This is a genomic window from Acinetobacter nematophilus, from assembly GCF_026344175.1.
GTDB lineage: Bacteria > Pseudomonadota > Gammaproteobacteria > Pseudomonadales > Moraxellaceae > Acinetobacter > Acinetobacter nematophilus.
In genome coordinates this window covers 125,407-138,567 of sequence record NZ_JAPKMY010000003.1, presented here as the reverse complement: position 1 = coordinate 138,567, position 13,161 = coordinate 125,407, and the positions used below count along the sequence as shown (strand labels likewise).

General features: G+C 41.0%; 8 protein-coding genes. 1 reads left to right on the top strand and 7 read right to left on the bottom strand.

The features are described from left to right. Positions 1 to 119 precede the first annotated feature (119 nt). On the top strand, positions 120 to 746 hold the full coding sequence (locus OSH00_RS07720; protein ID WP_266129953.1) for a riboflavin synthase subunit alpha: 627 nt from the start codon (positions 120 to 122) through the stop codon (positions 744 to 746). Between the two features lie 43 nt (positions 747 to 789). Here OSH00_RS07720 and OSH00_RS07715 read toward each other — a convergent pair whose 3' ends face one another. The 7 genes from OSH00_RS07715 to OSH00_RS07685 all read right to left on the bottom strand — a co-directional run bounded on the left by OSH00_RS07715 (position 790) and on the right by OSH00_RS07685 (position 13,149). Continuing rightward, on the bottom strand, positions 790 to 1,680 hold the full coding sequence (locus OSH00_RS07715; RefSeq protein WP_196075537.1) for a metal-dependent hydrolase: 891 nt from the start codon (positions 1,678 to 1,680) through the stop codon (positions 790 to 792). A 300-nt stretch (positions 1,681 to 1,980) separates the two neighbouring features. Next, on the bottom strand, positions 1,981 to 3,402 hold the full coding sequence (locus OSH00_RS07710; RefSeq protein ID WP_266129952.1) for an FAD-dependent oxidoreductase: 1,422 nt from the start codon (positions 3,400 to 3,402) through the stop codon (positions 1,981 to 1,983). Positions 3,403 to 3,490: 88 nt separating this feature from the next. Continuing rightward, positions 3,491 to 7,966 (bottom strand): glutamate synthase large subunit, encoded by a 4,476-nt coding sequence (gene gltB, locus OSH00_RS07705; protein WP_266129951.1) that lies wholly within the window; start codon positions 7,964 to 7,966, stop codon positions 3,491 to 3,493. A gap of 422 nt (positions 7,967 to 8,388) precedes the next feature. Further along, positions 8,389 to 9,258 carry a hypothetical protein gene (locus tag OSH00_RS07700; protein WP_266129950.1) on the bottom strand — a complete coding sequence of 290 codons (870 nt, stop codon included), beginning with the start codon at positions 9,256 to 9,258 and terminating at the stop codon, positions 8,389 to 8,391. An 18-nt stretch (positions 9,259 to 9,276) separates the two neighbouring features. Next, positions 9,277 to 10,356, bottom strand: coding sequence for a 3-dehydroquinate synthase (gene aroB, locus OSH00_RS07695; RefSeq protein WP_266129949.1), 1,080 nt, complete (start codon positions 10,354 to 10,356; stop codon positions 9,277 to 9,279). A gap of 36 nt (positions 10,357 to 10,392) precedes the next feature. Next, a complete protein-coding gene (gene aroK, locus OSH00_RS07690) occupies positions 10,393 to 10,935 on the bottom strand; it encodes a shikimate kinase AroK (protein ID WP_004825383.1) in 543 nt (180 codons plus the stop codon). A gap of 36 nt (positions 10,936 to 10,971) precedes the next feature. Further along, positions 10,972 to 13,149 (bottom strand): type IV pilus secretin PilQ, encoded by a 2,178-nt coding sequence (locus OSH00_RS07685; RefSeq protein WP_266129948.1) that lies wholly within the window; start codon positions 13,147 to 13,149, stop codon positions 10,972 to 10,974. Positions 13,150 to 13,161: the final 12 nt, after the last annotated feature.

Genomic DNA, 13,161 nt, shown 5'->3' with positions numbered 1-13,161 from the left:
TTTTCTACAAAAACATGGCTAAAAAATTAGCACACGCCTCAGCATAATTTTAAAATTCGAGGCTATGCCAATTCATTGAAACCTGTACAATAAAATCAGCTTAATAAATGAGATTGAGTATGTATACTGGCATTGTTCAAGGCTTAGAAAAAGTGGTCAACATCCGACATAGCGATCACTTTACAACCCTTTATATTTCCAATGAAAATCACTTTTTTGACGATATTTTTATAGGTGCAAGTGTTGCAATTGATGGAACATGCTTAACAGCAACAGGTTATGATAGCGTGTTAGATACGGTATCATTTGATGTCTCCGCACTCACCATGTCATTGACCACACTACAATTTTTGAATATTGGTGATCAGGTCAATGTAGAAAGGTCAATTAAAGCCGGAATGGAAAATGGTGGACACAATCTTTATGGACATATTGAAGGTATGGCAACCATTCGGGATCTTATCCATACAGGTGAGACGGTACATATTGATCTTGTCATCCCTGACGAAAATATCAAATACTTCTTTAAGAAAGGTTTTATTGGACTGCAAGGTTGCAGTCTGACGGTCAATCGGGTTGATCGAAAAAATAATGAAATATCAGTGGATTTAATTCCAGAAACCTTGCGATTGACCACGTTTAAACATGCTCAAGTCGGTGGAAAGCTCAATTATGAAATCGACCAAATGACCCGTACCATGGTGGATACTTTAGAAAGTATCCATCAGCGTCTCCATGAAAACTAAAAAAGCCAGTATTTACAATGGCCTTTTTGGGTACTTATTTGAATTAACTATAAAGCGGTGGATGAACTTCTTCTTGGAAACTTTCCATTCCATACTCATCCGCCAATTTTTCCTTCCAATAAGCAACAATCTTTGAATAATCAATTTCATCTGGATGAAAATCAGCTTTATAATAAGACAAATATTCTGGAATCAATGAAATCAGCATTTTGGAAATCATATAAATTCCAAAAATGTTTTGTGGGACTTTCGGTAAACTTTTTTTCCAATCCTGCATAAACAAACGTGTTGCAGAATAAAATGTGAGACTTGCAAAACCTGTAGTCACATTACGCATCACTGTACGACGTGTACGATCATCCTTATATATTGCCTGATATACATCAAAAGCCACTGCACGATGCTCAATCTCTTCAATTGCATGCCATACCCACAGTTTAACAGCATCATCATCCAAAGTACTTAATACTTCAGGATGTCGCAGAATATAACCACCCAATAAAGCGGTGAAGTGTTCAAATGCCGCAGTGACCGCAAGTTGCAATTTGGGATGAACACTTTTGATAAATGCATCTCGACGTGCCAACCACGCTTGGAAACTGTCAAGGTTATAGTCATCACGGCGCCATGCATCATTAAATTCTGTATGTGCTTTGGAATGCATGGCTTCTTGCCCAATGAACGCCGCAATTTGTGCTTGCAATTTTTCGTCTGTAATTTTGTCTCGTACATTACGCACACTATGCACGAAGAATTGTTCACCAATCGGAAAAGTTGAAGACAATGCGGTAAGTAAGTGCGACATCACGGGTGAATTCGCAAAAAAATGTCTGCGAATCGCTTTAGGGTTAAAGCTTGGTTTACGGACTTTAATACCAATAGCTTTAGGACGATTTAAATATGATTTTTCTGCCGTCACTTGAACTGTTGACATCGGTCTAATCCTACATTTGTCTGAATTCAATCTATATTGGCATAATCTCAATATTTGTATATTGCATAATCATTCATAGAATAGCAAAAATGCTCAGATTGTCAGAACAGTCAGATAGATATGAAAAATATCATGTTAAATTAAATATTTTATTGTTTAAAAATAAATAACTTATATATAGATTTCATTCTTTTCAATCATTTGTATTTTGTCACTAAAACCAACAAAGTTCCGACAAAAAACAAAGCCTGCAATGATGCAGGCTTTGGAAATGGGTCTTTGGATATTTAGCGTTTAAAGTCAAACATCAAGGTAATCCAAAATACCTTCTGCTGCTTCTCGCCCTTCCCAGATTGCAGTCACAACCAAGTCAGAACCGCGCACCATATCACCACCTGCAAAGATTTTCGGATTAGAGGTCTGGAATTTAAATTCTTGCTTTTCAGCAGCGAGTACACGACCAGAGCCGTCTAAATCTATGTTTGCACCTGCAAACCAATCAGCCGGAGATGTTCTGAAACCAAAAGCCAGCAATACCGCATCTGCCGGTAAAACTTCTTCTGAACCGGGAATAGGCTCAGGGCTACGACGACCGCGGCTATCTGGCTGGCTGAGTTGAGTAGTTACAAATTTAACACCCGTCACTTTACCATTTTCGCCTACGATTTCAATCGGTTGACGATTGAATTGGAATTCCACACCTTCCTCGCGTGCATTCTTCACTTCACGACGTGAACCTGGCATGTTTTCTTCATCACGACGGTAAGCACAGGTAACCGATTCAGCACCTTGACGAATTGAAGTACGGTTACAGTCCATCGCCGTGTCTCCACCGCCTAGCACGATAACTTTTTTGCCTTCAACACTGATATATTCTGATGGATCTTTTTCCCAACCCTGGCAACGATTCACATTGGCGATCAAGAAATCCAGCGCATCATAAACACCCTCAAGATCTTCACCGGCAAAGCCACCTTTCATATAGGTATATGTTCCCATCCCCATGAATACAGCGTCATAGTCTGCAAGTAATTGATCAATGGCAATATCAGTACCAATTTCAGTATTTAAGCGGAATTCAACGCCCATGCCAGTGAAAATTTCACGGCGGCGTTTCATCACGTCTTTTTCCATTTTAAATTCTGGAATACCAAAAGTCAGCAAACCACCAATTTCAGGACGTTTGTCAAAAACAACAGGTTTGACCCCATTGCGTACCAAAATATCCGCACAACCTAAACCTGCTGGACCTGCACCGATAATTGCCACTTTTTTGTCTGTCCATTTTACCGAGGACATATCTGGACGCCAGCCTAAAGCAAAGGCAGTATCATTAATATATTTTTCCGCATTACCAATCGTTACAGCGCCAAAACCATCGTTTAGAGTACATGCCCCCTCACATAAACGATCTTGTGGGCAAACACGACCACAGACTTCAGGCAAGGTATTGGTTTGATGACAAAGCTCTGCTGCCTGGAAAATACGTCCTTCTGCAATCAGCTTCAACCAGTTTGGAATATAGTTATGTACTGGACATTTCCATTCACAATATGGGTTACCACAACCTAAACAACGGTGGGTTTGGTTTGCTGCCACTTCCGCTGTAAAAGGTTTATAAATTTCCACAAACTCTGCTTTGCGGACATTAATATCTTTTTTCTCTGGATCTTGGCGTGCTACATCCAGAAATTGAAAGTCATTATTTAGGCGCTCTGCCATGTCTCTCTCCGTGGGTGAGCGTGGATAACTTTTCACTTGTGTATATCTGTGAAGTTATCCACACCTACCTAAAATATGAGTAGTGGAATTATTGTGGATCTGCTTGAGTTGTCTTCAAAAGCGTTTGCAAATTAGCAGCTTTTGGTTTCACAAGCCAGAATTTACGGCTGTAGAAATCAAACTCGTTGCGGATCTTGTACGCCCAAGCACTACCTGTTTCAGCAATATGTTCATCTAAGATGCGAAGTAGGAATTCTTGATGTTCTTCCATCGCTTCTGTAGAAATACGGTTTAACTCAATCAATTCATGGTTGTAGTAATCGACAAAGTCATTATCCAAGTCAAGTACATAAGCAAAACCACCGGTCATACCCGCACCAAAGTTGTGACCTACTTTACCGAGTACAGTCACAATACCGCCAGTCATATATTCACAGCAATGGTCGCCCGCACCTTCAATTACGGCAAATGCGCCAGAGTTACGAACCGCGAAACGCTCACCTGCCGTACCTGCTGCAAATAATTTACCACCTGTGGCGCCGTACAAACATGTATTACCAATAATTGCTGTTTCCTGAGTTTGGAATGGTGAGCCTTTTGGTGGGAAAATCGAAACTCGACCGCCTGCCATACCTTTACCCACGTAATCGTTCGCATCACCTTCAAGGCTGATATGCAAACCACCCGCATTCCAAACACCTAGCGATTGTCCTGCCGTACCGGTTAAATTCACTTTAACTGGATGTGCTTCCATACCCAAGTTACCATAACGTTTTGCGATTTCACCAGACAGACGCGCACCAATCGAACGGTCACAGTTACCCACAGTAAAATGGAATACACCACCTGTACTTGCTTCAATTGCAGGCAGCATTTCGGCCACCATTTTCTCAGCAAGAATACCTTTATCAAATGGCTCGTTGCCTTGTACTTGGCAATATTGTGCTTTACCTTCCGCTGACGGATGTGATTCCAACAACGCACTCAGATCTAAGTGGGCATGTTTTTCTGTTTCACCTGGCAGCATTTCCAATAGATCAGTACGACCGATCAAGTCTTTTAATGATGCTACGCCTAGCGCTGCAAGCCATTCACGTGTTTCTTCCGCAATAAAATGGAAGAAATTAATCAGCATTTCTGGCTCACCAATATAATGCTCTTGGCGTAAATGATCTTGCTGTGTTGCGACACCCGTTGCACAGTTATTCAAGTGACAAATACGCAGGTATTTACAACCCAAAGCAATCATTGGCGTTGAACCAAAACCGAAGCTTTCCGCACCCAAAATTGCTGCTTTGACAACATCCAGACCCGTTTTCAAACCGCCATCTGTCTGTACACGTACTTTGCCACGCAAATCATTGACACGAAGTGCTTGGTGCGCTTCAGAAAGCCCCAATTCCCATGGTGAACCTGCATGATGAATTGAAGATAATGGTGAAGCAGCTGTACCACCGTCATAACCGGAAATCGTAATGAAGTCCGCATATGCCTTAGCAACACCGGCTGCAATCGTACCTACACCAGGTTCAGAAACCAGCTTCACCGAAACCATCGCTTGAGGATTGACTTGCTTTAAGTCAAAAATCAATTGTGATAAATCTTCAATAGAATAGATATCATGGTGTGGTGGTGGAGAAATCAGTGTTACCCCCGGTACTGAGTAACGTAAACGGGCAATTAGACCATTCACTTTACCGCCAGGTAACTGACCACCTTCGCCCGGCTTCGCACCTTGCGCAACTTTAATCTGTAAAACTTCAGCCGATGTTAAATATGCAGGTGTGACCCCAAAACGACCTGAAGCGATTTGTTTAATCTTCGAATTACGGATTGTGCCATAACGTGCCGGATCTTCACCGCCCTCACCAGAGTTAGAACGCCCACCGATGGTGTTCATTGCGATTGCAATCGCTTCATGCGCTTCAGGTGACAATGCACCTAGAGACATACCTGCCGAGTCAAATCGCGGTAAAATTTCTTCAACCGATTCAACTGCTTCCAATGGGATAGAATGCTCGGTTTTCAGCTTTAACAAGTCACGGATTGTCGCTATCGGACGTGTATTGACCAATTCAGCATATTCTTTAAAGTCAGCATAGTTACCAGAGCGTACCGCTTTATGCAAAGCATTAATCACATCGGGGTTAAATGCATGGTATTCCTTGTCGAATACAAATTTGAGTAAGCCACCTTGGTCGATCGGTTTACGAGATTTCCAAGCTGTTTCCGCTAATTTTTTCTGATCATTTTCAAGATCAGTGAATGTTGCACCTTTAATACGGCTTGGTACACCTGTGAAACACTTATTCACAACTTCATCAGACAAACCAACGGCTTCAAACAGCTGACCACCACGGTAAGAGGCAACTGTAGAAATCCCCATCTTAGACAAAACTTTAAGTAAGCCTTTCTCAATGCCTTTACGGAAATTTGCCTGTGCATGGATTGGATCGCCCAATAACTCACCTTTTGCAATCAAGTCATTGATTACATCATATGCAAGATATGGGTAGATCGCAGTCGCACCAAAACCAAGAATAACTGCAAATTGATGTGGATCGCGTGCTAAAGCAGTTTCAACAATAATGTTGGCATCGGTACGCAAACCTGCATTAATCAGGAAATGATGGATTGCACCTGTTACCATGGCAGAATTGGCAGGCAGATAACCCTGACGGATTTTCTTGTCTGAAATTACCAATAAAGTTTTGCCATCACGAATCGCCTGTGCAGATTCTTCACAGATTCTGCTGATGGCAGCTTCAAGACCTTCCGTTTCAGGATAGTTCAAATCAATGTCAGCAATTTCATAACCTTTACGACCCAAGGTACGGATTTGATGCATTTTTGAATTGGACAATACAGGACTTGAAATAATCAAACGATCTGCATGTTCAGGTCCTTGCTCAAATACATTTTGCTCACGTCCCATACAGGTCTCGAGTGACATCACAATAGATTCACGTAATGGGTCGATCGGTGGGTTTGTAACTTGAGCAAATTGTTGACGGAAATAGTCGGTCACATGACGAACTTGACGTGACAGTACCGCCATAGGGGTATCATCACCCATTGAACCTACAGCTTCTTGACCACTTTCCGCGATTGGGCGTAATAGTTGGTCACGTTCTTCAAAGGTCACCATAAACATTTTCTGTGCCGCTTTTAGGTCATCACCTTTTAAGCCTTGATCACATAAATATTCTTCAAGTTCTGGGCTGCCTTGTACACGAACTGAATTTTCACGTAACCATTCACGATATGGACGCATTTTTTTCAGATGGTTACTGACATCTTTAGTATCCAGCATTTTACCTGTGAATGTATCAATCACCAGAATTTGTCCAGGTCCTACACGACCCTTTGAAACAACATCTTCTGGCTCATAACCCCAAACACCAATTTCTGATGCCAAAGTAATGTAACCATTTTTAGTGATTACCCAACGCGCAGGACGTAAACCATTACGGTCAAGCATACAAATCGCATGGCGACCATCTTGAATCACCAGACCTGCTGGACCATCCCATGCTTCCATGTGCTTTGAGTTGAACTCATAAAATGCACGCAAGTCAGCATCTAAAGTCTCAACGTTTTGCCAAGCAGGCGGTACCAGCATACGCAATGCACGGAATAAATCCATGCCTCCACCCACCAGAAGCTCCAGCATGTTGTCCATACTTGAAGAGTCTGAACCTGTACGGTTTACAATCGGGTTAAGCTCAGTAATACCGGGTAATAATGGGTTTTCAAACTTAGGTGTACGTGCTATTGCCCAGTTACGGTTTGCCGTAATGGTGTTGATCTCACCATTATGTGCCAAGTAACGAAATGGCTGCGCCAGTGGCCAACGTGGCAGTGTATTGGTTGAGAAACGCTGATGGAAAACCACAATATGTGAATCCAAACGTTCATCCGCAAGATCTGTATAGAATTCTGCAATATATGCAGGCATCATCAAACCTTTATAGCTGATGACGGTAGAACACAATGTAGTGACATAAAAATATGGATCAGCCGTCAACTGTTGTTCAGCACGACGACGCGCCATCAATAACTTGCGGTTAAACTCAACCTCAGTTACTCCCATTGGGCAGTTGACAAAAATTTGTTCGAAAGCAGGCAAGGACTGCATCGCAATTGAACCCAGTGCCTCATTGTTGGTGGGAATTACGCGCCAACCAATTACACGACAGCCTTCCTCCTCAATTTCTTTAGTGAGAATTTTTTTCGCATGCACTGCAAGAGCAGGATCTAAGTTTAAAAATACTGTACCGACTGCAAAGACTTCACTCAATGTAATGTCACTGATTTTCTTTGCTTCTTCACGGAAGAATGCTTTCGGCATAGCCAAGAGTAAACCACATCCATCTCCGGTCTTACCATCTGCGGCAATACCACCTCGGTGCGTCATACAACTTAGACTATGAATCGCGGTCTTGACTAAATCATGACTCGCATCACCCTGCATATGGGCAATCAAGCCGAAACCACAGTTATCTTTAAACTCATCCGGTTGGTATAAACCTTGAGCGGGAGCTACAGTATTAGGCGATGGCATGTGCATAGCGTACCCTTCTTTCTACATAGGCCCTTGAGGGCGAAAAACATTCAAACACTAAATTACGATTTTTAAGTATTTTCGTATACCAAGTAAACACTTAGTCTAAATTGAATACCAGTCTGTTTTTACTTTAATTGCAAAATTGTTTTACAGCTTTCGCACTGAAATAAAGCACCAGCCCTGACTTAAAATCGCACACCAACTAAATCATTTCGCTCCAAAATAGGGACAATCAACTCAATTAGCGCAACAATAAAGCAAAAAATATGCCAGTTTTTATTTTTGTTCACCAAATCGCTAAAATACAGTGAAATAAAGATCTTGATTAAAAAGTGCCGTTTCTTATAAATACATTTTTAGCACCATTTTTGTGCAAATTATAAATCTCACGATCTATTTTGCTTCATTTTAGCGCTCATTTAATTAAATGGATCACTCACTTCATGTTCTACAGGTTTCTTTTCAGTTGCAGCAGCACTCGATTCTTTCGTACCTGATGGTGCTTGGGTGGTTGAGTGTGATTTTTGCACATCCACAACCTTGCCTGAAGCATCGCGGCGGGTTATCGTGGTCTTGGTCGTTTCACTGCCGGTACCAGAAGAATTCGTTAATGATGATAAAGCTGATTTAGCTTGAGCCAATACGGTTTCATCTACAACTGGCAGAGGTGCTGACTTCAATTTAACTTCATAAAGTTTATTGGCACTTGTCATTTCATCGGCACCTAAATCATTCACCAAAGAGATATATTTCTCAAATTGAATTGATTGGGGATGTATCGATGCTGGCAATTTGAGGTTCAGCTGTTGTAATTGGACTTTCGCCTGATCATCAGTTTTAAATAATCCATAAGCCAAAACATACTGTTCTGTTTGATTTTCACCACTTAAACGGAAATAGATAAAATTTTTACGATCGGCTTGTTTTTGCAAAAAACTTTGAATGACATCTTCATTCGAAGCTTTGAACAATTCGATTGTCCACGCCTTTTTATTTTCTTGAAAAAACTTTGTTCCTCGAAATTCAGCATCATGATTGCCTGCGGTTACTACACGAGTCGTCATTTCAAGTGGACGCACTTCATCCATTAAAGCGCCCAAATGTGTTGTCGCCGCTACTTTTTCCGGTTGAATCTGGACTTGAGTCTCTTCTATCGGATTTTCCACAGTGACCAATGCTTTAGTATCTGTGACCGCCCAAAAAATCACGGCAATCACTAGACATAGCAATCCACCAACCAACCAAATATATTGTCGAATATTTTGCCAATTTGTACGAATTGCTGCCATTTGAACATGAACCTTTTTCTATATTTGATTTGCTAAAATCGCTTGTTTCATCAACTCGACGTCAAAGTCATTGGTAATGACAGCTTGCCCCAGTTGTTTCATCAATATTAAACGAAGTTGACCATTTAACACTTTCTTGTCGTGTGACATATAAGCCAAAAATTCATCTAATGGAATTTGAGGACATGCTACAGGTAATTGTGCGCGTTGTATGATTTTTTTTGTACGTGCCAAATCATCAAATGAAATCCACCCCATACGATGAGATAAATCCGCAGCCATCACCATTCCTGTTGCAACTGCTTCACCATGCAACCACACCCCATAACCGAGATAAGACTCAATGGCATGTCCAAAAGTATGCCCGAGATTTAACAGTGCTCGCTCACCTTGTTCTTTTTCATCATTGGCGACAATACGGGCTTTATGTGCACAGGAACGATATACGGCTTCAGCCAATAATTCAGGATCTTGAGCAACTAAACCTTCCATATGTGCTTCCAGCCAAACAAGGAATTCCACATCTCCCAACAGCGCGTATTTAATGACTTCTGCCAAACCCGCTGAAAGTTCTCGTGGAGCTAAGGTTTTCAATTGCGCCATATCTGCTAACACCACTTGGGGTTGCTGAAATGCACCAATCATATTTTTACCCAGTGGATGATTGATTCCAGTTTTCCCCCCCACACTTGAATCCACTTGAGACAATAGCGTTGTTGGGACTTGAATAAAATAAACACCCCGTTGAAAACATGCTGAGGCAAATCCAGCCATATCTCCAATCACACCGCCCCCCAAAGCCAAAACCGTACAGTCACGGTTAAATCCTGCCTCGAGTAAAGCATCAAAAATCAGGTTAAGATGTTCAATATTCTTATATTTTTCACCATCTGGCAGGACACATGTTGCAACTTTCTTACCCAATTGTTGAATCGCTTCAACATAATGCGATAAATATAGAGGTTGAACAGTACTATTGGTCACCACCATCACTTGACGCCCTTTAATATAAGGTTCAAGTAACGCTTGCGGATTTAAATGACTGCCAATAAAAATTGGATAGCGACGTTCACCCAGTTCAACATGTAAAGTTTGCATGATCCTGCCAAATAACAATGAATAATAATTTACCGATTAAACAATTTCTTTTGAAACAATCAACTGCAATATTTTAAGTGCCAAATCTCGTGCAGCACCCTGATTGGTTTCAATAATATAATGCGCGACATCTCGATACAATGGATCACGAATTTTAAGCAAATCTCTTAATTTTTTTTCGGGATTTTCTACTTGTAACAAGGGACGATTTTTATCTCGGTGTGTACGCAATAATTGAATTTCAACAGGTGTATATAAATAAATCACAATACCACGATGCTTGAGATATTCACGATTCATGGCTTGCGTTACCGCTCCACCACCTGTCGCAACAACTAAATTTTTTTTGGAGGTCAAATCATCAATGACGATGGTTTCTCTGGTGCGGAAACCTTGTTCACCCTCTTTCTCAAAAATCCAAGGGATGGATGCACCTGTTTTTCTTTCTATTTCATGATCGCTATCTAAAAAATCACGACCTAACAGTTCCGCCAGATGCCGACCGACTGTTGTTTTACCCGCTCCCATGGGCCCTACCAAATAGATATTTGGTAGGGTTTCAAACTCTTTGCTTGGCAAGGAGTCACCTATCGAATTGCTTTCATTGAAACTATATTAATGATTTCTCGTACGACTGTCATTAACAATTCTTGGTGTCACAAAGATTAACAGCTCACGTTTATTATCAGATTTTACGTCTTTTCTAAATAATCGCCCTAAATAAGGAATATCCCCCAAGAACGGAACTTTGGTTTGACTAGATGTAGTTTCTTGTTCAAAAATCCCACCCAAGACTACTGTTTCGCCATTATCCACCAATACATTGGTATTGATTTGGTTCTTATTGAGAATAATCTCACCATTCGGGGCAACTCCACCACGAGTATCACTGGTAATATTCAACTGCATTTGCACCTTGCCGTCTGGTGTGATACTTGGTGTCACATCCAAACTTAATAAGGCATCTTTAAATTCCGTAGTGGCTGTCGCAGCACCACCCGCTGTTTGTGTTGTTTGATAAGGAATCTGTTGACCTGATGAAACTTTGGCTTTTTGCTTGTCTGCGGTCATGACTTTTGGCGTTGAAATTATTTCACCATAACCATCTGATTGTAGCGCCGATAGCTCTAGATCTAGCATAAAATCAGACATACTGATTAAACCAAAAGCAATTTTACTTGCACCAGCTGTGGTTACACCAAGGTCTACATTCAGGTTATTACCATTGGTTCTGTCAATCGTATACTTACCATCATCATCTGGTGTTCTTAAATCCCAAAGCGTTTGCTCACTCCCTCCTACCAAGAGGTCATTATTTTTATTAATCCCTTGAGATAAGATCCCCCACTTCACGCCCATTTCTTTAGTAAAGTCTGTTGTTGCACGTACAATTCGTGCTTCAACCATCACTTGCTTAATAGAAACATCAAGCAAATCAATCATCTTACGAATTTTATCAATATTATTCGCAGTATCATTAATGATTAACGTATTTGTTCGTGTATCAGCTACTGCACTCCCTCTTAAACTTAAAAGGCTCTCCAGTGCTAAAGATTCTGTATTGGTGGTTCGATTTGCTTCTGCCCCTTTCGGATTTCGAGAGTCTTCCAATAATTTTAGAACGTCTGCGACTTTTGTGTAATTCAACTGAATATATTCAGTCTGAATAGGTGCTAATTTAACACTTTGAGCTAATGCTTTTGCTTCATCTTCTTCAGCTTTAATTAACTCAGTTACAGGCGCAATCCAAATTACACTCCCATTACGGCGTTTATCCAAATTCTTTGTTTTAAGGATAATGTCTAAAGCTTGATCCCAAGGCACATCTTTCAAACGCAAGGTAATATTGCCTTGTACCGAATCAGCAGCCACCATATTGATTCCGGTAAAGTCAGCCAACAACTGTAACACCCGACGAACTTCAATATCTTGGAAATCTAAAGAAATTTTCTTACCTGTATAAGATTGGTTTGCACTTGGGTGAGCCAATTTATTTTCTGCAGGTCGTTTCAAGCTGACGGTTAATTTATTCTCAGCTTGGAAAGCCATATATTCATAGCTACCCGATGATTGAATGGTAATGACACCATTGGAACCATCGTTATAAGCGTCTACGCTAGAAACAGGCGTTGCAAAATCATTGACATTTAAACGACGCAATAAATGTGCAGGAATTTTATTTCCCAAAGTTCGAATAACAACTTTACTGCCTTGCTGTTGAACATCCACAGGAGTATTTGCACCCGAAAGGCTGACGATCACCTGTCCTTCGCCAGCATTTCCACGTTGAAAACCAATGTCAGCAATTCCCTGATTTTGTTTATTGACTACAGGAGAGACATAACTTGGTAAGCTCGGTGCCTGATTAGCATTATTAATTTTTAAAATAAAAGTATTGCCTTCAACACGTGTTGTAAAAGCACCACTATTTTTTAAATTCACTGTTAATCGAGAGCGTTGATCATCGGCAGCCACATCAACTGTTGAAGCCTCATCGCTGCTCACGGGAATGGATGCCTGACTAATATTTTGCTTGGCATTGTCAAAATCCAAAATCAATCGAGAAGGATTATCCAATTGATAGGCCTGTGGCTGCGGAGGAAGACCATTAAACATGACGCGGATTTCTGTACCTTGTCCCGGTATTTTCATCGGAACAATGTTGGTCATTGTGGTCTGTGCTGCCGCAACTTGTGTAATCGCAATTGCTACCGTCGCCATAGTAAATTGACGAAGTTGACTATTCATAAACTTACCATCCCCAATCAAGATATTTTTCAAAATCTTTTTCATTTTTATTCCTTT

What these genes read in the sequence shown, in the direction of transcription:
- OSH00_RS07720 (WP_266129953.1), top strand. Translation starts at nt 120, where the DNA reads ATGTATACTGGCATTGTTCAAGGCTTAGAAAAAGTGGTCAACATCCGA.
- OSH00_RS07715 (WP_196075537.1), bottom strand. Translation starts at nt 1,680, where the DNA reads ATGTCAACAGTTCAAGTGACGGCAGAAAAATCATATTTAAATCGTCCT.
- OSH00_RS07710 (WP_266129952.1), bottom strand. Translation starts at nt 3,402, where the DNA reads ATGGCAGAGCGCCTAAATAATGACTTTCAATTTCTGGATGTAGCACGC.
- gltB (WP_266129951.1), bottom strand. Translation starts at nt 7,966, where the DNA reads ATGCCATCGCCTAATACTGTAGCTCCCGCTCAAGGTTTATACCAACCG.
- OSH00_RS07700 (WP_266129950.1), bottom strand. Translation starts at nt 9,258, where the DNA reads ATGGCAGCAATTCGTACAAATTGGCAAAATATTCGACAATATATTTGG.
- aroB (WP_266129949.1), bottom strand. Translation starts at nt 10,356, where the DNA reads ATGCAAACTTTACATGTTGAACTGGGTGAACGTCGCTATCCAATTTTT.
- OSH00_RS07685 (WP_266129948.1), bottom strand. Translation starts at nt 13,149, where the DNA reads ATGAAAAAGATTTTGAAAAATATCTTGATTGGGGATGGTAAGTTTATG.